We start from the raw sequence: 23,841 nt of genomic DNA, 5'->3' as shown, positions 1-23,841 counted from the left end.
TAGAGCGCGGTCGGTGGTGCTGGGCTGCGCTACGGGCGGGCGAGCGGCAGAGCGGCGTTGGTGAAGGCTTCGGCCTGCTGCCAGGTCAGCAGACGCAGGTCGACGAGGGCGGCGACGGCCGCGGTCTCGATGGCGGCGCAGGCGGCGTTGAGCTCCTCGCTGGTGTCCGCGCTCACGGTGAGCAGTCCGGTGAGTGCGACGTCGGAGTGTCCGGCGATGAGCTGGCGCTCGCGCTGCTTGATGTCGGCGTACTCGACCGAGTCCTCCTCGGAGTCGACCTGGCCTTTGCGGGCCCGCTCGGTGGCGTCCGCGATCACGGTGGCCTTCTTGCGCTGTACGTCCTTGAGGGCGGCGTCCAGTCCCTTGGGTTCGTAGGTCAGCGAGAGGGTGCGGCCCACGCCGGTGGTGAACAGGAGCTGGTGGAGGAAACCGGGGTTGGTCTCGATACGCGGCCAGTTCTCGATCCAGAACGTGGCGTGGTGGGCCGAGTCGGTCTGGATACGGTCCGCCTTCTCGACCAGGACGACCGGCCCGGCGGCAGCGGGATCGGCCTGCGGGCGGTCCGCGTCGGACCACCGGTCGAGGGCGGCCGACGCCTTGGGGTCGTAGGCGGTGCGGACCACGGCGGCGATCTCGCGCGCGGGCAGCCAGCCCCCGGGCATGAGGCCGGAAGTACGGGCGGACTGGTCGAAGGTCGAGGCGAGCTGGGCCAGGACGGCGAAAGCTCCGGTGAGTCCGCCGCCCGCCTGGTTGATCAGGCGCCTGGCCGCCTTGAGGTCGAGGGCGAGGGCGACGTACGCCTCGTGGGGTGCGGCGGCGGGGCCGGCGGCTGCCAGCAGGTCGCTGTAGAGCGGTCCGGCGAGCGGGGTCTGGGCGTTGCCGTGCTCGTGCCAGTAGCGGTTGAGCGCGTCGCCTGAGTCGGGGACGGTGCGCTCCAGCACCTGGACTCGGGCGATGTGCCCGGTGCGCGCGAGCGCGGCCAGGGTGCGGCCCCAGCCGGAGACGTTGCCGCTCTGGGTGGCGGGGTCGAGCAGGGCGAAGGCACGGGAGGAGACCTTCACCACGGCGGTGAGGGTGCCGTGGTGCGGATCGTGTACCGCGCACAGGCGGCCGTCCGGCGAGGTGATCACCCGCAGGGACGCGGCTGTGCCGGGCAGGTGGAGCAGGCCCTCTCGCTGCGGCCGGGTGGACGGCCGGGCGAGCCAGATCAGCTGGCCCCGGAAGCGGCGGAGCGCGTATCGGGCTGCGATCGGAGCCCAGTCGGCAAGCGCGCGCCCGCGATGGCGGATGAAGACCGCCGCGAGGACGAGAGCCCACAACGGTACGAGCTTGAGCGCTCCGCCCACGCCGGAGGTGAGCAACACCCCGAGCAGGAGCAGGCCGCAGACGGCGACGACGATCAGTTGAGGGGCCGAGAGACCGAGCAGCACGCCCCGGCGCGAGCGGTGAGGGAACCTGACGGTGGGCGGACCATCGGAGTGTGGAGCGTCAGAGAGCATGGCGAAGCCGTCCTTGGAGCGTGAAGAGAAGGAAGAAGAGGTAGACGGGGCGGGTCGGGTGAGGTCTCGGCCCGCCCCGTCAGCTGTGGGCTATGTGCCCGGTCGATCCGCTGTTCCGGGATAGATCCACCGCTGCGGGGTGGCGCCACCCTGTGGAGACGGACCGCTTTGCCGTGGTGCTGGCGGGTCCAGGTGCGTGACCTGCGGGGCCGTGACCGAGGCGCTCTGTGGCGTCGGTCCGGACGCCGCCGGTGTCGAGTCGGCCTCCGGGCTCTCGTCGGGGCGCCGGATGAGCGGGACACCGCGGTCACCGTCCGTCGGAGGACGACGGATCAACGCCCGGCCCTTGTCGCCGGTCGCGCCCGGGTCCTCGCCGAAGCGGAAGTGGGTTTGCTTCGGCTTGGCATCACCACCGGATCCGCCGGTCGGATCGATCCCGGAGGCGACACCGCCCCAGCCCTGGCCCGGCACCTTTGCCGGCCCCTGCGGAGCCCGCATCCCCGTGCCGGCCTGGACCGCCAACTGTCCCGCGGTCTTCGCCGCACCGGCCGTCACCGCCATCCCCGCAACGCCCGTACGGTGCAGGTCGTCATGGCCCGAGCCGTCGGCGGCCCAGTGCACGAACCTGTAGGTCGCGTACGGGCACAGCATCACCAGCACCATCACGACGATTCCCGCCATGGCATCCGCCAGAGCGCTGAGCCCGTCGGAAGCGTCGGTCTTGCCCATGGCCGAAACGCCCAGCAGGAACACGGTCGTCATCAACAGCTTGCTGACGACCAGGGTCGCAGTCGCCTCGATCCAGCCGCGCCGCCAGCGCCGGGCAACCTCCCAGCCGCCGCCGGCCCCGGCGAACACGGCCAGCGTCACCAGGATCAGGATGCCGACCTTGCGGGCGACCATCACGGCCCAGTACAGGAACGCGCCGACAGCGCACCCGAGGCCGACCATGGCGGGGATCGCCCAGCCCAACACATACATCGGACCAAGGTTGTTGACCTCGATGATGCGACGAATTGCGTCGTCCACCGAACTGTTCGCAGCCTTGAACAAGCCGGCACTGAGCGCGTCGACCACGGTCAGCGCGACGGTGGTGCAGGCGATGGCGGCAAAGGCGAACAGAACTCCGGCCACAGTGCCGTACACCGCCTGAACGAGAGCACGCTCGTCCCGGCGCCAAGCGGCGCGGGTGAGCTGCAGACAGAAGGTGCCGACGGTCAGGACGAGGCCGATGGGCAGTATCAGCTCGTAGTTACTCCGGAACCACTCGGCATTCAGGTCAATGGCCGTGGTTTTGTCCACGGCCTTCGAAGCCAGGTCCGCGGCGGCCTGGGCCAACTCGCCCATCGATTTGGCGATCCAAGCGCCGATGCCATCGGTGACCGCCTCACCGGTAGACCCGACGACGCCACCGATGGTGTTACAGACCGTCTGCATCACGGGCAGGTCGCAAGCCCCCATCAGGGCACCTCCTTTCGGGAATCGGTGGTGATCACGGCGCCACGCTCGGCAGCACGCCGACGAGAGCGCAGTTGCGCTGGGGCTGGCACTGAACGGCGAGGGTCACGGAGCGCGACTCCGCTCCGGTACCCGAGCCCTTCCAGACGATGGACTGCTTGCCGGAGACCGTGACCGCGTAGGCGTACGCCTCAGTGATCGCGCCGGGGTCCTGGGCCAGGGCGGTCCTGAACGCCTGCGGGAAGTGGCCCTCGCCGATCGTGGCGCTGGCATGCTGCCCGTTGTCACGCATCCGCGACCACAGCACCGGGCTGGGCACCTGGTTTGTGACCGACTTCCAGTCGGCGTACTTCTTCTCCTCGGTCATCCACTGCTTGAGGCCGGCCAGGTGCTCGGCCTGCGAGAAGGACCGGGTGTCATAGGTCCACAGGGCCTTGGTGGCGGCCTTGGCGAACTCGATCGGATCGGCCGTCTTGGGCGGCGCGGCCACCACTTCCCCGGCGTGCGCTGTGACAGCCGGGGAGGGCGACGCCGAGGGGTCCGCTGGTGCCGGGGCGGGCTTCGCCGGGGCCGGGTTCTCCGTACGAGTGAAATACGCGAGCAGACCGGCGATGGCCAGCAGAGCAGCGAGGACGGTGCCGCCGATCGAGGCGCGACGCAGAACAGAGGACGGGGCTCCGTACCTCCGCTCCCTGGCGGACGGGAAACGTTCGTTCGACATCAGTGAACCTGCGTCCCCATCGCCGAGAAGAACGCGACGATGCCGTTGGCCGCGCCGAGCAGCAGAGCGCAGCCAGCGGCGACGACCGTGCCCTTCTTACCGTTGGCCTCCGCCTGGTGGCCGCCGCTGTGGTGTCCCCAGGCCCAAACGAGGGCGGAGATGGCGAGGGCGCCGACCACGGCGATGATGCCGAACAGGTTGATGCTGCCCACGACCTTCTTGAGGACGTCGAGGCCGGGCAGGCCGCCCTCGCTCGGCGTGACGCCGGGGTTGTACGCCAGGATCTGGGCGTGCTGAATGAGTTTCATTGGAACTCCAAAGCGATTTCGGGCGCGTGAAGGCCCGGAAGAGGCGGAGCGAGAGGGGAGTGGATGGGCCGGTCAGACGATCCGGCGGGCGGCGACGACGTTCGGACGCCACTCGGCGAGGGTCGAGATCTTGACCACGTCACCGGTGCGCGGCGCATGCAGGATCAGGCCGTCACCGACGAACATCCCGACATGCTCCGGAACTTCAGCCGTGCCGCGAGTGAAGAGGAGATCACCCGGCTTGAGAGCGTCGACACTGACTGCCTTGCCCTCCTTCACCTGTGTGTACGTGGTCCGGGAGATCGAGATGCCACCAGCCTTGTACGACGCCTGCATCAGGGACGAGCAGTCGCAGCGGCCCATCGGGTCCTGGCCGTGCGCATCGGTGCACGCGCCACCCCACTGATACGGAGTGCCGAGCTGACCGAGCCCCCAACGGATGGCCGTACGGATCGACTTGGGTGCGTCGGCCGGGATCTTGTAGCCCTCGGGGACGGAGCCAGGGGGGATCGGACCGAACTTGGCCCCGTCCTCACCGGTGGCGCACCGGCCAGGCGACGAATCCGCCTGCTCACCCTTATTGCCTGTGGTCGAACTGGACCCCGGTGGCGGTGACTTGGCGATGGCCTTCTGCAGGGCTGTGGCCAGCGGCTCCCACTTGGCGTAGGCGTCGGGGAAGCCGCTGTTCTGTACCGCCTGCGCGGCCTGCGTGACGGTCATGGACTGCCAGCCAGAGACCTTCAGCAGCGCCTCGTAGAACTTCGTCGAGGCGTGCACCGGATCACGGACCTGCTGGGACGTTCCCCAGCCCTGGCTGGGGCGCTGCTGGAAGAGACCAAGTGAATCCCGGTCGCCGTAGCCCAGATTCCGCAGCCCCGACTCCTGCAGGGCTGTGGCCAGAGCAACGATCTGTCCCCGGGCCGGCACCTTCATGGCGACGCCGGTGGCCTGGATCGTCTCGGCGTTCGGGATCTGTTCCGCGGGATCGTCCAGCCCTGGGACCGACACCGCGGCTTTGTTGCCGCCCTTGAGGATCGACTCGACCTGCTTGGAGACCGCTGCGGAATCCACAGCCTGGGCGTCGCTGCCCTTGCAGGCGGCCTGCGCGCCGTTCGCGCCAGCCAGAACCACTGCGAGTGGGGCGATCAGCAGCAGCGGGCCGAGAGCCACGGCCCCGACTATCGCCGCCCCTGCCTTCACGGTCGCGAGCCGTCCGCCGAGCGGCGGGTGCAGGAGCCGGAGGACTCCGGGGAAGGGCGTGCCTGGGCATGCTGCATCAGCAGCTCCTTACTCGTAGGCAGCGCAGCACCAGCGTTCTCGTCGAAAAGGTCACTGGCGCCGCATTGGTCGGGAATTCACATCACCTGAGATCAGGGAATGGAGACTCCAGAGGTCGGGGGTCGCTAACTCCCGACCTCTGGCGACCCCGTTGACTGGAGAACGGCAGCCAGCCGCGCTCGTAATCTCACACGCCACACAGAAAAAACTCCCTGGCTGAAATTTCAAGCTGCCTCGTGAGTGCTGCCCGTGCCGTCTCCTGGACGAGACAACACGCATCAACACAGCTCAACAAGGCAGGAGCTGAGTCCCGTCCGTCGAACACGGCGAGACTGTAGAGACGAACTCCGGCCGCACCAAACGACGCCTTGCCTGACAGTCGGGACCCGTCACATCGAGGCCGGGCATCACTGGGTGCGGCCGGAAAAGGCGGTTACTCTCCAGCCCATCGCTCTCCCCAGGAGGTTGCTTCTGCGGCCTCCGGGTGCGACTCGTGCCGACGTGTGCAGAATTCCCGGAGCACGGAATCAGGCGCACGACCATCCCCGCGGAAAGAGAGAACCGCACAATGCCGTACACCCTGCACCGAGGCGACGCGCTGACCGCCCTCGCCGGCATCCCGGACAACAGCGTTGATGCCGTCATCACCGACCCGCCCTACAACAGCGGTGGCCGAACCAGCAGCGAACGAACCGGCCGCAGTGCCCGCGCGAAGTACACCTCGGGCGACGCCGAGCACGACCTCGCCAACTTTCCCGGCGAGAACCGCGATCAGCGTTCGTACGACTTCTGGCTCACCCTCCTCCTCACGGAGTCCTATAGGGCAACTGTCGAGTCGGGCGCCGCGCTTGTCTTCACCGACTGGAGGCAACTGCCCACCACGACCGACGCATTGCAGGCCGCTGGCTGGACCTGGCGAGGCATCGCCGCGTGGCACAAGCCGGTCTCGCGACCGCAGAAGGGACGTCTCAAGCAGTCCTGCGAGTACATCGTCTGGGGCACCAAGGGCCCGGTCGACTCCGACCGGAACCCCGTCTACCTGCCCGGCCTCTACACCGCGAGCCAGCCCAGGAAGGACCGCATGCACATTACGCAGAAGCCCGTGGAAGTGATGCAGGAGCTGGTGAAGATCTGCCCGCCTGGCGGAACGGTCCTCGACCCCTTCACCGGCTCCGGCACGACCGGCGTCGCCGCCCTGCGCGAAGGCCGCAGGTTCATCGGCGTCGAACTCTCCGAGCACTACGCCGACATCGCCGAGCAGAGGCTGTTGCAGGCGGTGCAACAGACTCGCACTCGTGAGGACTTCGTTCTTGCAGGTCCCGGTGATTCCTGACGAACGCCAGGAAAGCCTTCGGTGGTGCCGCCTTGGGGGTTGCCCTAACGATGCGTCGACCACCCCCAACACCGGGAGTCGCCCGTCAGGTCGAAGTCGGCATGGACCTCAAGGTATTACTCCCCACCCCGAAAAACCCACTGCACCAGTTGAACGCAGACTCCGAGCGGAGCTGACCCAGGACGACTTCGTCCTGGCAGGACTGGAGGCGTGAACATGAGACCGACCAGGCCGGGGCCAAGGGACCGCAGACGCAAGAGGGTGGCTGGTGCATCGAGAAGCCGATGCACCAGGCGCCCTTCCTCTTGCGTCAGACCGCCTCGATTGCCCGCCGGATCGGCGGCCCCGCCTTGTCCAAATTGCCCATCCCGAGGTGGCCGATTCTCTTTATGTCGCCGGAGAAACCGTCTCGGAGCACCTGGCTGTCGGGACACCGGGCAGGGCCTACAGGGTGCCTCGCTCCAACAGGTCGCGCACCGCGTCCTCCTCGCGGCGGAGTACCAAGCGTCCGTCGCCCTCACTGTAGGCGAGGATGCGGCTCCCAGGGTCGAGTCCTGCCTCGGCGAGAAGCCCGAGAGGGAGTGAGACTCGCCCGTCGGCGTCGATGGTCAGCTCTACAGGGGTTCGGGACACGCGTGCAGTCTTCCACAGCGCCACTGCTGCATGCCTCGGCTGTCCCGGGGGCGACGGCAGAGGCCTGTCCGGTAGGCCATTCATCCACCCAGTCACTGCCTGTCGCCCACCGGGCAACGGATGGTCGCTGCCCGCCCGAAGACCGCGGCAAGCTCGGCGATCCGATAGACGCCGCAGTCCGATCACCCGCGAGTGCGGGAGACTGGTCATATGCCGCCAATCGCATCGTCGGCCTCTGTTGCCGCGCGCATGAGTCGCCAAGCATCCCGCGACACCACGCAGGAGCTGGCCGTACGTCGCCTGCTGCACAGCAGCGGGCTGAGGTACCGCGTGCACGTCCCTGTGCCCGGTATGCCCCGCCGGACGGTGGATATCCTGTTCGGCAGGCTGAGGATCGCCGTGTTCCTCGACGGCTGTTTCTGGCACGGCTGCCCCGACCACGCGACGAGTCCCCGAGCGAACGCGGAGTGGTGGCGCACCAAGCTCGACCGCAACATCGCCCGTGACCGTGAGACGACGGAACACCTGACTTCGGCAGGCTGGTCGGTGCTGAGGTTCTGGGAGCACGAGGCGCCCGAGGGGATCGCGCAGCGGATCGCCGCCGAGGTGCGGGCGAGGCGGTCCGAAATGCGCTGACCCGTGGGGCATGCGGGCCGAAATGCTCCCGCGGAGCGTGCGAAAGTAGATCGTGACCTTGTTCTGCTCTTGTGTCCCGAGCGCGACGGCTAGTGTGTGGGAATTGTGCGAGGAAGCGCGTGCGTGCCTGGGGGTGCCCTTGCCGTCTGTGAGCCGTACTCCGAGGCGGGGCGCCCTCGATGGTCCGGCTGTGTGCATAGAGTGGAAGCGGGGAACGGTCGACTGCCATGACCGATGATCTCGACGGAATGTACGACACGTTCAAGGCGCTCCTGGATGCGTTCCCCCCTTCGGAAGCGGTCAAGCGGCTGGAGCAGTTGGGCATCAGCCCGGGCATCGTGGAACGGATCCGGGAGCGGCACGAGCAGCAGACGATCCGGATCAGGGAGCTCGAGGAGCCGCACGCCGTTGTTCTGGACGGTCGCGACACCTGGTACACGGGGCCACAGCCCAAGGACAAGTGTTGGCCCGCGATTGTGGACCTGTTGCGCAAGGACGGCTGGCCCGAGGAGCCGGCGATCCGGAGCCTCGACGACTCCTCCACCCGCGTCGTCTCGCTGCTGAACCACCCGAAGGAGAAGGCGTTCTCCACGCGTGGCCTGGTCGTTGGCTACGTTCAGTCAGGCAAGACGACCAACTTCACCTCGGTCATGGCAAAGGCGGCCGACCGCGGCTACAAGCTGTTCATCGTTCTGGCAGGAATCCATAACGGGCTCAGGCGCCAGACTCAGGCCCGACTTGTGCAGCAGTTGGTGGAACCCAACCCCTCGCGGTGGTCCCAGCTCACCGGACTCGACAGGGACTTCACGCCGCAGGAGAACCCGGCTTCGTACTTCGGGCGCAGCAACCGGACGCACGTGCTGTGTGTGGTGAAGAAGAACGCGACGGTGCTGCGCAAGCTGGCCGGCTGGCTCCAGAAGGCGTCGGACTACCTCCAGGACTGCCCCGCACTGATCATTGACGACGAAGCCGACCAGGCCACTGTGGCGACGAAGTCGATCAACCCGCTCATTCTCGAGATCATGAGCCACCTGCCGAGATCCGCCTACGTCGGATACACGGCTTCCCCCTTCGCGAACCTGTTGATCGACCCGAGCGCGCAGGATCTGTATCCCAAGGACTTCGTCGTCAATCTCCCGAAGCCTGCAGGGCACTTCGGCACCGAGGTCCTCTTCGGCCGCTATGCCCTTGACGGCGAGGACCCCGAGCAGGTCGACGACGGCTACGACATGATCCGGTCGGTGCCCGAGGCCGACGTGCCGGCCGTGCGCCCCGAGACCAGGGCCGACGTCGAAGGCTTCGAACCTGTCATCACCGACACCCTGCGCCGGGCGGTCGACTACTTCTGGCTGGTCACCGCTGCCCGACGGGTACGCGGGACGGGCAACCCGCACAACACGATGCTGATCCATACCAGCGTCAACACCGCCGTGCACAACAGCTTCAAGAGACCCCTGGAGCATCTGCGCGACCGGTCCACGCGGTCTTTGTCCTCGGCGGACGCCGACTTCCTCTCGCGGCTGCGCGATCTGTGGAACGAGGAGACCGGGCGCGTGCCGGCCGCAGACTTCGGCGAGACGAAGGTGCAGTTCGAGGAATTGCTGCCTGAGCTGCCCGGGGTGCTCGACAGTTGCCGCATCATCATGGACAACTCCAGCAGCGAGGACCGCCTCGACTACGAGAACGGGCCGGTCGTGGCCATCGCCGTGGGCGGCAACACCCTTTCGCGAGGGCTGACTCTCGAAGGTCTGTCGGTCAGCTATTTCGTCCGCTCTGTATCGGCGTACGACACGCTGCTGCAGATGGGGCGTTGGTTCGGCTTCCGCAACGGTTACGCCGACCTGCCGCGGATCTGGATGACGGACGAGCTGGCCGAGTGGTTCCGGCACCTGGCCACGGTCGAGACCGAGATGCGTCGGGACATCGAGATCTACATGACCGAGTCCGAGACCCCACTGACCTTCGCCGTGCGCCTACGTACGCACCCGGCCCTGCGTGTCACCGCTGCAGCCAAGATGCGTGATGCGGTCGTGGCGGCCTCGTCCTACGGCGGCAAGCGAGTCCAGACCCACTACTTCCACACGAACGCCGACTGGCTGAGCGACAACATCACCGCCGCACGCGATCTGGTCGTGTCCGCTGCCGCGAACGCGGTCAGGGCCGAGGAACGGGCGGCCGAGGGTCGATACGTCTTCCGCGACGTGCCGCACGACATCGTGATCGACTTCCTGTCGAGCTACAAGTTCCACGAGAAGTCGCCGGAGAACGACGCAGACTTGATCATCCAGTACATCCGGAAGCGAGTCACCGCAGCCGAATCGCTGCGCCGATGGAACGTCGCGATCGTCGGCAACCCCAAGGGGGACGACTTCACCTTCGCCCCCGGAGTGTGCGTCGGGCGGAACAACCGTGCCCGCCTCGAGCTCCCCAACCCCACCCCGGACTTTGCCGACATCAAGACCCTGATGAGCCGTCGGGACGCCGCTGTGGACATGGCCGGGGAAGTGGGCAACCTGACCGAGAAGGGCATCATGGACGAGCGTCGGAAGCAGCTCCCCGACACCGGCCTACTGGTCCTCTACCCGATCGACAAGGTTTCCGAGCCAGGCCCAGCGAAGAAGTTGCGTGCACCCCTGAATGCAGAGGAGCACGTCATCGGCGTAGGCCTGGTCTTCCCCGAACCCCGGCACCGGGACAGCATTGTGGAGAGTTACATCTCCGCTGACCTGTCCAGGGTTGGGATCGAGGACGAGGACTACAGCCTCCTCGACGGCGAGGACGCATGAACGACGACGAGCTGCGCAGTCTCGTAGAGGAGCAGTGGTCAGCGCTGGAGGCCGAGGCGGCCACAGGGGAACGACGCCTGCGGGTTTGCGACCTGCCCGTCGACGTCGACTGCGGGCCGTTGGCGTTGGCTGTCGACCACGAGGGATCCCGTCACGTCCTCCTTCCGATAGCCACACACCGCAAGGTCCGCCAGGGGCTGGACGGACCAGTGCTCCGTTTGCGCAAGCGCTCCCTGGAGGACGCCAAGACCTACCAGACCTACGCCGACCTCGCCTGCCTGCGGCACGACCTCGACGACCTGTTCACGGAGCTGTGCGTCGATGTGCTTGGCGCGGCCGGAGAGTTGCCCGACAACCCCGTCAAGGCGCTCTACCGTGTGCTCGATCGGTGGAAGGCCCTGTTCCGAACACAGGGCAAGCCACTGGGACCCGACGAACTCGCAGGGCTCTTCGGCGAGCTGACGGTACTCAATCGGCTTCTCCGCGAGGATCCGAGCGCCCACCGGCTCTGGTACGGGCCCGAGGGGTACCGCCACGACTTCTTCGCCGGGACACGTGCCGTCGAGGTGAAGACGACTACCAGCAGTGAAGGGCGAAGGCCACGGATCCACGGCCTCGACCAACTCGAGGCACCAGAGCACGGGACACTCTGCCTGGTCTGGTTCCGCCTGGACCGCGCCGGCGCGAACGGTGTCGGCACCGCTTTCACGGAAGCGGTCGGAGAGGCACTTCGGCTCTGCGACGACGAGAGCGCGCTGCTCGACCTGCTCGCGCGGGCCGGCTACCACCCTGCCGATGCCGACCACTACCAGGACGTGCGGTTCGCGATCGCCGAGGAGAGGTGGTACGGCGTCGACGCCCACTTCCCCGGACTGACGGCCCGGGCCCTCACCGCGGCAGGCATCCCGGTGTCGGTACTGGACGTCGACTACACCATCGACCTGTCCGGCGAGATCCCCGCCCCCCTTCCGCCCGACCAGGTTTCCCAGATGATCGACAGCATGATCCAGGAGCCCGTGTGACGGAGCCCCGCTGGTTCTCCCAGCCCTATCCGCCGGAAGGCGCGAGCGCGGCCGAGGGCATCCGCAACCAGCTCGGACGCCCCGAGCTCGACCTGCTCACCATTCTGGTGCGCGAGTCCGCCCAGAACAGCTGGGATGCCCGACTCACGCCATCACCCGGCCCGATCGACTACCGCATGGATTTGTGGACGGTCGGCCCGGCACACGCCGCCGCATGGCGCGAACCGCTCCTCGAGGGCGCCCCCGCGGGGCCGGAGCACTTTCCGCTGCGCGAGACGCTCAAGCGAGGCCCGGTCCGGGTCCTGGCCGTTTCCGACCGCGGCACCCGAGGACTGGGAGGTCCCACCCGCGCGGACAACGCCCTTGGCCCCGACCGCGACTTCGTGTCCTTCATCCGAAACATCGGAGAACCGCGCGACACTGCGATGGGCGGCGGAACCTACGGCTTCGGCAAGGGCATCTTCTACCTTCTGTCCAGGCCCGGAACGATCCTCGTGCACTCCCGCTGCCGGACGCCGCAGGGCGGCCACGAGACCCGGCTCATCGGCTGCACCCTCTGGAAGAGCTATGTTGCCGCTGAGCCGCAGGGCGATCGCCGCTACACCGGCCGCCACTGGTGGGGTGACACCTCCGGCAACGTCGTCGAACCCTTGGTCGGCCAGCAGGCGGAGACCGCAGCGCGGCGCCTGGGACTCAGGCCCTTCGGACCCGACGAGACCGGGACGACCATCGCCGTCGTCGACCCGAACCTGGACGAACTCGAGCCCGCCGCGGCAGCCGACTACCTGGCCGAGACCATTGCCTGGCACCTCTGGCCCAAGATGATCTCCACTGACGGCAAGCCTCCCGCCATGCGCTTCACCGTTACCTGTGACGGCATCGAACACCACGTGCCGGACCCCAGGGAGACCCGGCCGCTCAACATGTTCGTCGCGGCCTACGAGACGATGACCGGGCCGGCCGGCAGCGACCTCCAGTGCTTCAAGCCGAAGCGCCATCTCGGGCGCCTCGGACTGGTCAGGCGGATCATGCCGCCCTTGGAACCGACCCGCGCCTCGCGGATCCTCGACATCGAGGACCTCGTCCATCACGTGTGCCTGATGCGCCCCGCGGAGCTCGTCGTCACCTACCGGCCCGGACCGAAGCCGCCGAGCGCCAGTCAGGGCTACGCCGGAGTCTTCCGCGCGGACGAGGCCATGGACGAGATCTACGCCAAGGCCGAGCCGCCCACGCACGACGCCTGGCACCCGCAGTCACTCGACAGGCCGGAGAGCACCTTCGTGCACACGACATTCCGGCGCATCGACGAAGCGCTGGAAGGTTTGCTCTCGCTCGGGGGTGTCGCTCGTCCCGGCGCCAGCCACGTGGCGCTCGGCGCGGCCAGCTCCCTCTTCTCCGGGCTTGTGGGCGGAGCCTGGGGAATCGGCGGGGCCACCGCCTACGCCAAGCCCGGCAGCACGGCCGTACGTGCCCGCCCTCAGGACCTCAACGACGAGCAGCAGAGCTCAGGCGGCGCCACCTCGGGCCGGCCCACGGCGAACGGTGCACTGGCTACCGATCGGACCGCCGGCGCTGAAACAACCAGGCCTGGTGATTCCACCGACGACCAGCACTCGTTCACCGATGCATGGACGAACGGTGCCGCCCGCACGGCACGTCGACGGCCACGCGTCCAGTACGTCGGAGAGCCCTACTACGACGACCGGGACGACGACACGGTGCTCGTCCAGGAATTCCGGCTCCCCGTCCCCGGACCTCAGCGAGTCCGGATCGAACTCGCTGTAACACTCCCCGGTGCCAACGGCCGCGAGACGGATCCACCCATGGGCGCGAGCATGCCCGCTCTCGTCGGCTGGGAGGACGATGCCGGTGACCTCCACACGACCGAGTCGTGCGAGATCGAGGGCGGGGATTCCCTCTGGCGCGTCCTCGTACGTCCGGCACCGGACACCATGACCGAGATCGACATCAAGGTCGGGACGGTGAGCAGCCAGTGACCCGGCGCGTACTTCCGTACCGCTCCCCTTCCGAGGACGTCGTTGCCGCCGAGCCATGGCTGCTCGTGACCGAGGACGGCGAGGTCGCCATGCCCGGGGCCCTGCCGGACTGGGACTACCACATGGACCTGCATCTACGCAGGACCGTCCGCGTCGACCTGGACCGGGCCCGCGCGCAGTCCGGCCTCCCAGCGGACGCGGCACTCGCCCTTGCCGTCGTGTGGACAGCCACCGGGTCCAACCTCAGTGGGCCGGCGAACCACGCACGCCTGACCGACGATGGCACGATCACCGCGGAAATCGACGTCCTGCTGCGCGGAGCCGACCTGGGCGGTCTCCTCCTCCTCGACACCGCTCTCGTCCTGGCCGAGCGCCGCCGCGACGCCCGCCCGTCCTCACCCCGTCGGGCCGGCTCCGTGCTTTGGAGCGACCGGGAGTCGCTGCGTCTCCAGGGGGACGCACCCCAGTTCCCCATGGCCGTGATCGACTTCGCTCTGACCTCCTTCCCCGACAACGCTGCTTGGCACCTGCAGATCAGTGGCGGTCTGGACAGCGCCACCATGGGATCCCTGCTCCTGCTGGTCAACGAGCGGAACTCTGTGACCGCCACTGCATTCGAGAACGCGGCCAAGCCCCGTCCGATCGACCGACTCGTGCTCTCCGCGGTGTACGCCGACGCCGCCCGGATCATGGTCGAACACGCCCTCGGTCACGACGACTTCACGGAGGACGCCGACTTCCCCGACGGTTCACTCGGCGCCACCCTGCTGAATCTCTTCCATCAGCTGTTCCCGGGACAGCCGATCACCGACATCCGCCTGCGCCAACGTAGGTCACCCGCTCTGTTCGCCTCCGATGTGCAGGCAGCGGTCAAGATCTTCGAGGTGTCCCGATGAGCTTTCTCTATCCGCGCCTGCTCGCCGAGCAGGCGAGACCACTCTTCGAGGAGTACCGACACCTCGCCGTCGCCGAGCTTGCCGGTCGCGTCGCCCTGTCCCACGAATCGGCGGTCTACGTGGCCACCGGCGGGGACCGGGTTTCTGCCCAGCAGCTCCGGGAACTGCGCACCGGCGTCGTCGACCTCGCCGAGCGCGCAGGATTCCCCGACGACTCCGACCGCGCCCGCAACGCCGAGTTCGACCTCCAGGTCGCCGCCCTGCTGCATGCCGAGATGGGTATGGTGCCGGCCGAGGCCGCCTCCCGCGACGTCTGGGCCTTCCTCGCCCTCGTCCTGATCCCGGACGTCGCCTTCTGGCGCTACCCCCGACCGCCCAAGGACCGTATCCTCGGCACCGACCTCACCCGCCACGTCTTCGGCCGACTGTGGTGGCGCGCCCAGCTCGTACGGTCCTCCGACGACCCCGAGCCCTACAGCGCCCTCAAGATCCTCGGTGAGGCCGCCTTCGACCAGATCTACGCCCGTCGGGCCGCCCTCGGCGGCAGCCCCCACCTGGTCCGGGCCATCCTCCGTGTCTGGAAGGATCTCGACCTCACTGGACTCAGCGAACGTGAGACCCTTCGCGACTTCCTCAAACGACTGCTCCGCCTCGCCCCCTTCGTCCTCTTCGACGGCATCGAGGAGGACGCCCTGGACGACGAACTGCGCGCCGTCGCCCAGGAATCCGTCGACGTTCAACGCCTCGCCGAGGGCGCTCTCCTCGGGCAGGGAACGGTCCGCCCCGCTGCTGCCCGCGAACCGTCAGCATCCACGCGACAGGAGGCCGAGCAACTCACCCTCCGCACTGCTCCATCTGTACTACCGCTCGACGCAAGGCAGTTCACATCGCTCGAGATCTGTGCCGGCGCAGGAGCGCAGGCCTTGGGCCTCGAGCGGGCCGGCTTCAACCCGGTATTGCTCATCGACAGCAAGGCTGATGCCTGCTTCACCATTGACCTCAACCGGCCGGGATGGGACGTCGTTTGCATGGACATCGTGCAGTTCCGGCCCGACCAGCGTCCGGAGACGATCGGAGTCGACCTTCTCAGCGCCGGCCTCCCACGTGTGAAGTCCATGGCGACCGTCGCTCGGGCCGAGGACACGGAGGAGCGCAAGGTCCTCAGGGCCGCGATAGCCCTGGCACGGGACATCAAGCCCAAGGCAGTGCTGCTGGAGAACGTCCCTGACCTTGTCGAGAGCCCGGACTTCGACGCCGACCGCTCGTGGATCGAGGTCGAGCTCCGGGAAGCGGGGTTCCGCTCGGCCTGGAAGGTGCTGAACGCGGCGGACTTCGGCGTACCCCAGAACCGCAGGAGCGGCTTCCTCGTCGCCCTCCGGGAACCTTACTTCTCCCGCTTCTCCTGGCCCGAGCCCGAGAAGCTGCCGCCACCCACCGTCGGTCAGGTACTCGGCCCTTCCATGTCCGCAAACGGCTGGACCGGTGCAGAACACTGGATCAAGGGAGCCGACCGCATTGGTCCCGCTCTCGTCGGAGGCTCCGACCGGCGCGGTGGGGCCGACCTGGGGCCGACCGGAAGCAAGAAGGCGTGGGCCGCGCTCGGTGTGAACGGCAACAGCCTCGCCGACGCCCCACCGGATATCGGCTTCCCCGCCGATGAACAACCGAAGCTCACGGTCGACCAGGCTGCGCTGATCCAGGCGATCCCGGAGGACTGGCGCTTCTTCGGTGGCAAGACCTCCAGATACCGTCAGGTCGGTCACGCCATGCCCCCGCCCCTGGCCGCTGCAGTGGGAAGGGCCATCGCGGCGGCGTTGCGCAGCTAGTGTTTCGAGGCGGGAATTCTGTTCAGCCGTAAAGGAGTTCCGCGAGGATGTCGTGCGGGTCACGCGCAACCGCGAGCCCGGCGTCACGCTGGAACAGATCGCCGCTGACTTCGGCGTCCATCCGATCACGTTGTCGAAGTGGATACGCCGCTCCGAGACTGATGAGGGCGCCAGGCCCGCGACGGCGTCGGGTGAATCGGCCGAGCTGCGCGAGGCCGGCAAGCGGATCCGGCTGCTGGAGCAGGAGAACGAGGTGCTGCGCAGGGCTGCGGCGTATTTGTCGCAGGCGAACCTGCTGGCAAAATGATGTACCCGCTCGTCCGCGAGCTGGCCGCCACCGATGCCCCTTGACGGGGCGCCGGTGGCGGTGACGTGCCGGGTGCTCGGGCTAGCGCGCCAGCCCTGCTACCGGTGGCTGGCCTCTCCGGTCACCGACGCGGAGCTGACCGAGGCCCACCGGGCCAACGCTCTGTTCGACGTGCACCGCGACGACCCCGAGTTCGGACACCGCTTCCTTCTCGACGAGGCCCGCGCGGCCGGTGAGGTGATGGCCGAGCGGTCCGCCTGGCGGATCTGCCGGGACAACGGCTGATGCAGTGCCTTCGGCAAGCGAAGGGGTCGTGGCGAGAACGCCAAGGCCGGACAGCCGGTCCACGATGACCTGGTGCGGCTGACCTTCACCGCGGACGGGTCGACCCGGCTGTGGCTCACGGAATCATGCAGCAGTCCCGCGCGCTGGCCTGCGCGAGAGGCGAACTGCGCTAGCAACCTGCCACCATCGCAAACGCAGGCAGGCTGTCACTGCCAAGATCTAAGCTGGCGGGATGACTGACGGTCACGTGATCCTTCCCGGACAAATCCGAACTCGCGCCGAGATTCACGCGGTTTTCGGCGGAAGTCCGCAACGCGGGATTGCTCCCTCTATCGAAAAACGAAGTGTGACCCTCTTCTCTGATCCAGAAGAGGCGGCAGTCTGGGGTTACCAGGATGGGTGGCTTGTCGAAGAAGACAGTCAGGGGCCGATCTATGAATACACGGGCGCCGGATCAAATGGAGACCAGACTTTCGCGGGGGCTCGAGGGAGCGGAAACCGAGCCGTACTTCGCCATTCTCAGCAAGGGCGCATGCTTCACCTCTTCGTTCGCGTAGGAAAAGTCTCCGGGACCAACACAAAGACCCATCGCTATATTGGGATGTTTGCCGTGGATGACGAACTACCGTTCGTCCCTCGCCAGGGTCTCGATGTAAATGGCAAGAAGCGCACCACCATCGTCTTCCGCCTGCGACCTTACGGGCAATTCGAGAGATCACAGACTGACGTACTCACTCCCGCCCCCGACACCACAGCGGAATTCGTTCCGCGCGCTGTGACGATTGACATGCTGCAAAGTGCGGCAGTCACAAAGAGTACTTTCGTGGCCCCTGACCTGTGGAGCGCTAATACATCGGCGATGCTGACCGCGGCAGCAAAAGGAAAACTCGTACAAGTCGGCAAGGTGCACACGCCTGAGTTCCCGAGGACGGCATCAGCGGCAACTACCGTTCGCCAGAAGAAGGCGCTACTCATCGAGTCCTACGCGGCCCATCTCGAATCACGGGGCCACACAGTCGGATCTTTTCAAATCAAACTTAGAGGAAAGACTTCGACACTACGAACTGACCTGTTCGATGCAACAGACCACGTTCTGTACGAGGCACAAGGAGCGAGCGACCGTGATTCTGTGAGGACAGCCCTTGGGCGACTCCTGGACTATCGCAGGTATGTCAGGCAGCGCGACCGTCAACATGGGCCCGCCACCGTAGTCCTTCTGCCTGGACGCCCTGATAGGGACATCGAGGCACTACTGAAGGACCATGAGACGTCGCTGGTCTATCGCACTAAGAATGGAGATTTCGAGAGATCGCTATAAGCGAGTCGCTGTCTTCACGAGAACCGACCCATTACAGGACAGTCCATTCCCTAACCGCTGTGCCCAGCACAGACTTACCAGCGTAGGGCACCAGGTCAAGCGGATGCATCCACGCTTCGGAAAAGTGGATGTTCAGATGGAGCGCAAGAGACAGTAGGACATCTTCACCCTCTGGGGCGTCTACCTGTACTAGGTTAGCCCCGGGTGAAGGCGTCCGATCCAGCAACCCACTCATTGCATTCCTCCACTGAAGCGCCCCCTTCCCAAGGACCCAGATACTGTCTGGCCACTCCCAAACAGGGCGTCCCTTGCACCACTCAACAAGGTGATCACCCAGGGTTCGCAGATTCAACCCGTCAAATGCGACCACGATTCCGGAAGTTGGGAAATGGTCGTAAGTGCGGCCATAGGCGCTTGTTGTTCGCGTGATAGGGCCCGGCACCCTACGATATGCGGTCTTGCTCAGTCGCCGAGCATTTCCGATCTTTTCGCAGGAGTCTAGAAGATCTTTGCGGGTCAAGTTGGTCTTCACTTCGACCAGCCCGTAGATGCACTCGTTGGGAATTACTCGATATCCATCCAGCGACGTGAGAGGGGGCGTCTCCCGATTAACAATTACAACGTCACACTGTCGCGACACGCCACCGTCGCTTGCAATGATCTCCGCGTTATGGATTGCTTGCACGTGCGCTGGCAAGCAGGATGAAAGAAAGTCGCGAACCAAAACCTCTCTCGAAGTTCCTGCTTCACCGTTGTGGTTGAAAACTTTCGACTGGTCGAAATCGGCCCTCATTCGCTTAGCGACCGAACGTAGAATAATCGCCAGCGCCTCTTGTGACATGCCTCGATGTTAGACCACATTCGGGATCTAGCTAGGCTTATTGATCAGAAACTCATGGGGTTCTCGTCCAGGACGTAGCGGACGTGCGGGCCGCCGAAGTAGTTGCGGACGATGTGGGGCCGGCGCCGGCGTCGGCGGAAGAATCGACAGGTCTCGGCGGCGAGTTCGACCTGATCGCGGCCTCGGTGCTGCCTGGGCAGGCTGTGCTTGAGGTCCGCGTTGACCAGCTCGTCAGGGTTGAGCTCGGGCGAGTACGAAGGTAGGAAGTGCAGCTCGACAGCGCCGGGACGACCGGGTGACCGACCGGGGCGAGCGTCCACGGTTCGCCGCCCGTGCCCATGCGCGTCACCAGACGAATTCGTCCGGCTCGAAGCCCACGACGGCGGCGGCGAGCCAGAAGAACATGATGAAGACCGCGCAGATGATCTGCCAGACGAGGTCAGCGACGTCCGTGCCGGGCCTCGGGCCGAGGGCAGGGCGCACTTTGCTCTGCGGGTCGATGGTCATCAGGTACTCCTTGCCGACCTCCAACTCTCTTGCCGTGACGGACAGATCACGCTGTCGGGGGTTTCCCGGGGAGGAGACGGCGTAGGTGTACACACCGGGGCTGCCGTCGCTCGGGTTGGGCATGGTGTAGCCGGTCTCCTTCTGTATGAGGCCGTAGACCTCCCGGCCCCGGTCGTGCAGGGCGTTGGAAGCGAGGTACTCCATGTGCATCGCGCAGAAGAACATGGCCGCGATCGCGGCCAGCAGTCCCCACGAGGCCCCGATCTCGGCGCCCCTGCGCGCGAACGCGACGGCACAGCCCACGACGATGCCGGCCCCCGCGACCAGGAGGAACCCCCACGCGCCGCTCCTGGTGTAGAGGGCGCGCCCGAGGAGCATGAGCAGCCACAGCGTCAGCAGCCCCATAGCAACCCCGACCACGACGCCCGCGCACAGCCGGCCACTCGGAATCCGTATGCGACGCCTGGACATGGACGGCCTCCTCCGCTTCCCCGACAAGCCGATCCGGCCCGCGCGGATCCCATGGACTCATGGTTTCCCGCCGCGAGTCCAGGTTTAATTGATCAGAAACTCGTGGGGTTCACTCGTCGAGGATGTAGCGGACGTGCGGGGCTTTGAAGTAGCCGGTGACGGCGTGGGGCTGCCGCTGTCGACGGTGGAAGAACCGGCGGGTTTCGGCGGCGAGTTCGTTCTGGTTCCTGGCACGGTGGGTGTGGGGCAGGCTGCGCTTGAGGTCGGCGTTGACCAGCTCGTCGGGATTCAGCTCGGGTGAGTACGAGGGCAGGAAGTGCAGCTCGATCTCGTAGGCGTGGTCGGCGAGCCAGGCCCGGACGACCTTCGAACGGTGGGCCGAGTGCCGGTCGACGACCAGGTGGACCTTGCGGTCGAAGTGCCCGACGAGCCGGTCCAGGAAGCGGCACATGACGTTCGCGTCGAAGGACTCGGTGAAGACCATGAAGTGCATCCGCCCCTTGGTGCTGATCGCGGACATCGCGTTCACGGAGAACCGGTTCCCGGTGCGGCGGACAACCGGAGTCTTCCCCTGCTCACCCCAGGTGCGGCCGGTGACCTGGTCCGAGCGGATGCCGACCTGGTCGGCGAAAAGGACTTCACCGTTGTCCGCCTTCGCCCGGGCCCGGATCGCTGGCCAGGTCTCCTCGCGCCAGAGGCGGACCACTTCCGCGTCCTGCTCGACGGCCCGCTTGTCCGGGCGCTGGAACGTCAGCCTCCACCGCTTGAGGTATTTGCCAACCCCGGGCTCGGTGAACCGGACCCGGTACAGCTTGAAGATCAGCTCGCCTATCAGTCGCCGCGTCCACAGCTGGCCGGAAAGCCCCAGGTCACAGGGCATGTGATCGAGAACGGCCTGCCGCACAGCGGCCTGCTCGGCCTCGGACAGGACCAGGTGTTCCCCTACGCGGCGGCCCCGAGGACGGGACAACAGCGCGTCCCGGCCGCCGGCCTGCCACCTCGTCCACCAGTTGTCCACGGCCCTGACCGACACCTTGAACAGGGCGGCGACCTCTACCCGGACGCTGTTGGTTAATTCGGGGCCGTGCGTGACTTCGGCTCCCAAGACCCGGTTGTGGTCTTGGGAGCCGACGTTGTCGTATGGGGCGGGTGTCGATGTCTATGCAACCGAGCGGGCCGGCGGAGATTCCGGTGGAGACGGTGCGGGTAGCGCGGGCGGCGTTCCCGAAAGGGAGTCTGGCGATCCGGGTGCGGGACGAGCTGGGGCCGTTGTTCAGCGACGAGGAGTTCGCGGGACTGTTCCCGGCACGGGGGAAGCCTGCCTGGTCACCGGGGCGGCTGGCATTGGTGCTGGTGTTGCAGTTCGTCGAGGGGCTCACCGACCGGCAGGCCGCCGAGGCAGTGCGGGCAAGGATCGACTTCAAATACGCCCTCGCGCTGGAACTGGCTGATCCGGGCTTCGACTTCTCGGTGCTGTCGGAGTTCAGGGACCGCCTCGTCGAAGCGGACGCCGGGCGGATGGTGCTGGACGGCATCCTGGCCGCGGCCCGGGACAAAGGCCTGCTGAAGACGTCAGGCCGGGCCCGGACCGACTCCACGCATGTGCAGTCCGCGGCCCGGGAACTGTGCTGGCTGGAGATGGTCGCGGAGACGCTCCGCTCGGCGTTGAACGCGCTCGCACAGGCCGCCCCCGACTGGCTGGTGGAAGTCGCCGAGTCGGACTGGTTCAGGCATTACGCCACCCGGGCCGAGGACTCCCGGTTCCCGCAGGCCCGCACCAAACGGGAGGAGGTCGGCCGGCGGATCGGGACGGACGGCATGCGGCTGCTTGAGGCCGTCTTCTCACCCGGGGCACCGGCCGGACTGCGGGAGCTTGAGCAGGTCCAGATCCTGCGGCAGATGTGGGTCCAGCACTTCCACCTGACCGGGGGCGAGGTGCGGCGGCGGGACCCAAAAGACCGCCCGCCGGGCGCGACACGCCTGGTCACGCCCTATGACCCCGAGGCGAGGGGCAGCAAGAAACGCAACATCCTGTGGGACGGAATGCCGCCCCTGAACGCCGACGACCCGCGCCCGCGAGCACTGCGCCGCGCTCTGACCGACACCGGCCGCTTCATGGAGCAGGACGTCAGCCTCCGCTGGATCTACGTCCACATGATCGAGGAGTACGCCCGCCACAACGGCCACGCCGACCTGATCCGGGAACGCATCGACGGCACCACCGGCGTATAGCGCTTCCGGATCAGGCAGTGTCTGGTCGACGACGGCGCGTAGGCGCCGGTCGTCGGCGTGGCGGTTTCGCCAGATGACGTAGCGGCGGATCATGCTGCCCTGTTCCTTGTGGTCAGCGTGGTCCGTGCCGTCGAGCGTGAAGTAGCGCAGGGCCGTGAACTGGGCCTCGATCCGGTGCAACCAGGAGGAGTTCGTCGGGGTGTAGGCGATTTCGACGTTGTTCGCCGCCGCCCAGGTGCCGACCCGCTGGCACTTCTTCGTGGTCAGGTGCGGGGAGAAATTGTCACAGACGATGGCGATCCGCACCTCCGTTGGGTAGAGCGTGCGCAGGTAGCGGCAGAACTCCAGGAATTGAGTGCGCTTCTTGACCGGCTTGATGTGGCCGTAGAGCTTGTCCTTGGCCAGGTCCAGGGCGGCGAACAGGTGCCGTACTCCGCCGTATCGGTGGTAGGTCGCCCTGCGCCGTCGGCGTGGCTCACGGTCGGGGTCCTTGTGCCTGCCGCCGCGGTCGGCCCACTGCCGCCCGGGGTGGGGGATCAGGTTGAGCGGCCCGAACTCGTCCAGGCAGAAGATGATTTCGGGCTCGCCCTCCTCGGGTATGACCTCGCCGTCAGCGATCGCATAGAGGTGCTCGACGCGGGCCTTCTTGGTCGCGTAGTCCGGATCACGGGAGGTTTTCCAGGTCTTCAGGCGTTGAAAGGAGACGCCCTCCTCGCGGAGCAGGGCCCGAAGGCCCTCGTGGCTGATGTCGTCGACCACCCCCTCGGCGACCAGGAAGTCCGCCAGCTTGGTCAGGCTCCAGGTGGAGAACGGCAGGTCGTGCTCGGTCGGCTTGGACTTGGCGATCTTCTTGATCTCGCGGCGCTCGGGTAGCGTGAAGGTCCTGGGCTGGCCGCCCTTGTATTTCGGGTACAGCGAGTCGAAGCCATCGACATTGAAGTTGTGGATCACGTCTCGGACCCGGTCGGCGCTGGTGAACGACACCTCAGCGATCTTCGCTACCGCCATGCCCTGTGTGGACAGCAGCACCATCTGGGCCCGCCGCCAGGTCACCACCGACCCGGTGCCCCTACGGATGATCCGCAGCAGTCGTTTGCCCTCGTCATTGTTGGTTTCACGCACACGTACTCGTTCTGCCACCCACACAGAATGACGGTCACGCGTCGCTCAGAACGGAACCGGGCGGCGCGTCACACCACGGCAGGGCGAACGTTGCCTGATACGGCACTAGCGACCTCCGCCCCAGCGCCAGGGCGACTCTGCTGCTCAAACCACTGGTGAAGAACCGCGGACCCGATGTTCTGGATCCCGGTGGAGAAAGAGAGTCCGCATGCTGAGACTCGATCTCATTTTCTGCCGGGCTGCGATCTCCACGGCCATGCGCAGAGTGTCGGGCCGCTGGCTGCCACCGGTTCGTCTTGTGCCAGGCAGTCGAAGGCGGCTCTCATGGGGCGCCTTGCCGGCTACGATGGGGGCTGTTCCATGCC

Annotated in this window: 20 protein-coding genes and 3 pseudogenes; 12 read left to right on the top strand and 11 right to left on the bottom strand. The window is 66.8% G+C overall.

Going from position 1 to position 23,841, the window contains the following annotated elements; all coding sequences use genetic code 11:
- Window positions 1–29: 29 nt before the first annotated feature.
- From ACWDEX_RS05100 to ACWDEX_RS05080, 5 genes are all read right to left on the bottom strand, one after another.
- The gene (locus tag ACWDEX_RS05100; protein WP_450461808.1) at window positions 30–1,499 is read right to left on the bottom strand and encodes an SCO6880 family protein; all 1,470 of its coding nucleotides are present in this window, start codon (window positions 1,497–1,499) and stop codon (window positions 30–32) included.
- 90 nt (window positions 1,500–1,589) lie between these two features.
- Window positions 1,590–2,960 carry an SCO6881 family protein gene (locus ACWDEX_RS05095; RefSeq protein ID WP_450461807.1) on the bottom strand — a complete coding sequence of 457 codons (1,371 nt, stop codon included), beginning with the start codon at window positions 2,958–2,960 and terminating at the stop codon, window positions 1,590–1,592.
- 31 nt (window positions 2,961–2,991) lie between these two features.
- Window positions 2,992–3,678, bottom strand: a complete 687-nt coding sequence (locus ACWDEX_RS05090; protein ID WP_450461806.1) for a hypothetical protein — start codon at window positions 3,676–3,678, stop codon at window positions 2,992–2,994.
- Window positions 3,678–3,986, bottom strand: coding sequence for a DUF6112 family protein (locus ACWDEX_RS05085; protein ID WP_450461805.1), 309 nt, complete (start codon window positions 3,984–3,986; stop codon window positions 3,678–3,680). The genes ACWDEX_RS05090 and ACWDEX_RS05085 overlap by 1 nt, the downstream gene beginning before the upstream one ends.
- Before the next feature lie 72 nt (window positions 3,987–4,058).
- Entirely contained in the window at window positions 4,059–5,186 is a 1,128-nt protein-coding gene (locus tag ACWDEX_RS05080) for a C40 family peptidase (RefSeq protein ID WP_450461804.1), read from the bottom strand.
- A 646-nt stretch (window positions 5,187–5,832) separates the two neighbouring features.
- Between ACWDEX_RS05080 and ACWDEX_RS05075 the strand changes: the two genes are divergently transcribed.
- A complete protein-coding gene (locus tag ACWDEX_RS05075) occupies window positions 5,833–6,597 on the top strand; it encodes a DNA-methyltransferase (RefSeq protein ID WP_450461803.1) in 765 nt (254 codons plus the stop codon).
- A 444-nt stretch (window positions 6,598–7,041) separates the two neighbouring features.
- Here ACWDEX_RS05075 and ACWDEX_RS05070 read toward each other — a convergent pair whose 3' ends face one another.
- Window positions 7,042–7,230 (bottom strand): AbrB/MazE/SpoVT family DNA-binding domain-containing protein, encoded by a 189-nt coding sequence (locus ACWDEX_RS05070; RefSeq protein WP_329510005.1) that lies wholly within the window; start codon window positions 7,228–7,230, stop codon window positions 7,042–7,044.
- Window positions 7,231–7,479: 249 nt separating this feature from the next.
- On the opposite strand from ACWDEX_RS05070, the gene ACWDEX_RS05065 reads away from it, so the two are divergent.
- From ACWDEX_RS05065 to ACWDEX_RS05025, 9 genes are all read left to right on the top strand, one after another.
- Window positions 7,480–7,866, top strand: a complete 387-nt coding sequence (locus ACWDEX_RS05065; protein ID WP_450461801.1) for a very short patch repair endonuclease — start codon at window positions 7,480–7,482, stop codon at window positions 7,864–7,866.
- 227 nt (window positions 7,867–8,093) lie between these two features.
- Window positions 8,094–10,652 (top strand): Z1 domain-containing protein, encoded by a 2,559-nt coding sequence (locus tag ACWDEX_RS05060; RefSeq protein ID WP_450461800.1) that lies wholly within the window; start codon window positions 8,094–8,096, stop codon window positions 10,650–10,652.
- On the top strand, window positions 10,649–11,674 hold the full coding sequence (locus ACWDEX_RS05055; RefSeq protein ID WP_450461799.1) for a PD-(D/E)XK motif protein: 1,026 nt from the start codon (window positions 10,649–10,651) through the stop codon (window positions 11,672–11,674). Before ACWDEX_RS05060 ends, ACWDEX_RS05055 begins: the two co-directional genes overlap by 4 nt.
- Window positions 11,671–13,671: a hypothetical protein gene (locus ACWDEX_RS05050; protein ID WP_450461798.1), complete on the top strand. Its 2,001-nt coding sequence runs from the start codon at window positions 11,671–11,673 to the stop codon at window positions 13,669–13,671. Before ACWDEX_RS05055 ends, ACWDEX_RS05050 begins: the two co-directional genes overlap by 4 nt.
- On the top strand, window positions 13,668–14,567 hold the full coding sequence (locus tag ACWDEX_RS05045) for a hypothetical protein (protein ID WP_450461797.1): 900 nt from the start codon (window positions 13,668–13,670) through the stop codon (window positions 14,565–14,567). Before ACWDEX_RS05050 ends, ACWDEX_RS05045 begins: the two co-directional genes overlap by 4 nt.
- On the top strand, window positions 14,564–16,393 hold the full coding sequence (locus ACWDEX_RS05040; protein ID WP_450461796.1) for a DUF6339 family protein: 1,830 nt from the start codon (window positions 14,564–14,566) through the stop codon (window positions 16,391–16,393). Before ACWDEX_RS05045 ends, ACWDEX_RS05040 begins: the two co-directional genes overlap by 4 nt.
- Window positions 16,296–16,700 carry a transposase gene (locus ACWDEX_RS05035; protein WP_450461795.1) on the top strand — a complete coding sequence of 135 codons (405 nt, stop codon included), beginning with the start codon at window positions 16,296–16,298 and terminating at the stop codon, window positions 16,698–16,700. Before ACWDEX_RS05040 ends, ACWDEX_RS05035 begins: the two co-directional genes overlap by 98 nt.
- A 33-nt stretch (window positions 16,701–16,733) precedes the next feature.
- Complete coding sequence (locus ACWDEX_RS05030) at window positions 16,734–16,985, top strand: hypothetical protein (protein ID WP_450461793.1); 252 nt, start codon at window positions 16,734–16,736, stop codon at window positions 16,983–16,985.
- Window positions 16,986–17,217: 232 nt separating this feature from the next.
- Window positions 17,218–18,303 (top strand): hypothetical protein, encoded by a 1,086-nt coding sequence (locus ACWDEX_RS05025; protein WP_450461792.1) that lies wholly within the window; start codon window positions 17,218–17,220, stop codon window positions 18,301–18,303.
- A 31-nt stretch (window positions 18,304–18,334) separates the two neighbouring features.
- Here the strand turns inward: ACWDEX_RS05025 and ACWDEX_RS05020 are convergent, their stop codons facing one another.
- The 4 genes from ACWDEX_RS05020 to ACWDEX_RS05005 form a co-directional block, all read right to left on the bottom strand.
- Window positions 18,335–19,096, bottom strand: coding sequence for a DUF6602 domain-containing protein (locus ACWDEX_RS05020; RefSeq protein ID WP_450461905.1), 762 nt, complete (start codon window positions 19,094–19,096; stop codon window positions 18,335–18,337).
- Window positions 19,097–19,188: 92 nt separating this feature from the next.
- Window positions 19,189–19,464, bottom strand: coding sequence for a transposase (locus tag ACWDEX_RS05015; protein ID WP_376366620.1), 276 nt, complete (start codon window positions 19,462–19,464; stop codon window positions 19,189–19,191).
- 25 nt (window positions 19,465–19,489) lie between these two features.
- Window positions 19,490–20,122, bottom strand: coding sequence for a hypothetical protein (locus ACWDEX_RS05010; RefSeq protein ID WP_450461791.1), 633 nt, complete (start codon window positions 20,120–20,122; stop codon window positions 19,490–19,492).
- A gap of 109 nt (window positions 20,123–20,231) precedes the next feature.
- Window positions 20,232–21,227 (bottom strand): IS630 family transposase, encoded by a 996-nt coding sequence (locus ACWDEX_RS05005; RefSeq protein WP_450461790.1) that lies wholly within the window; start codon window positions 21,225–21,227, stop codon window positions 20,232–20,234.
- A 50-nt stretch (window positions 21,228–21,277) separates the two neighbouring features.
- Here ACWDEX_RS05005 and ACWDEX_RS05000 point away from each other — a divergent pair.
- Both ACWDEX_RS05000 and ACWDEX_RS04995 read left to right on the top strand, forming a co-directional pair.
- Window positions 21,278–22,165, top strand: a pseudogene (locus ACWDEX_RS05000) (transposase); the annotation flags it as partial.
- Window positions 22,166–22,207: 42 nt separating this feature from the next.
- Window positions 22,208–22,354: pseudogene (locus ACWDEX_RS04995) on the top strand (mycothiol transferase); the annotation flags it as partial.
- A gap of 21 nt (window positions 22,355–22,375) precedes the next feature.
- Here the strand turns inward: ACWDEX_RS04995 and ACWDEX_RS04990 are convergent.
- Window positions 22,376–23,494 (bottom strand): annotated as a pseudogene (locus ACWDEX_RS04990) (IS630 family transposase); the annotation flags it as partial.
- Between the last annotated feature and the right edge of the window lie 347 nt (window positions 23,495–23,841).

It is taken from the genome of Streptomyces sp. NPDC001020 (assembly GCF_053599115.1).
Note: the sequence above shows the minus strand (reverse complement) of the source record. Positions and strands in the feature narration are given on the sequence as shown.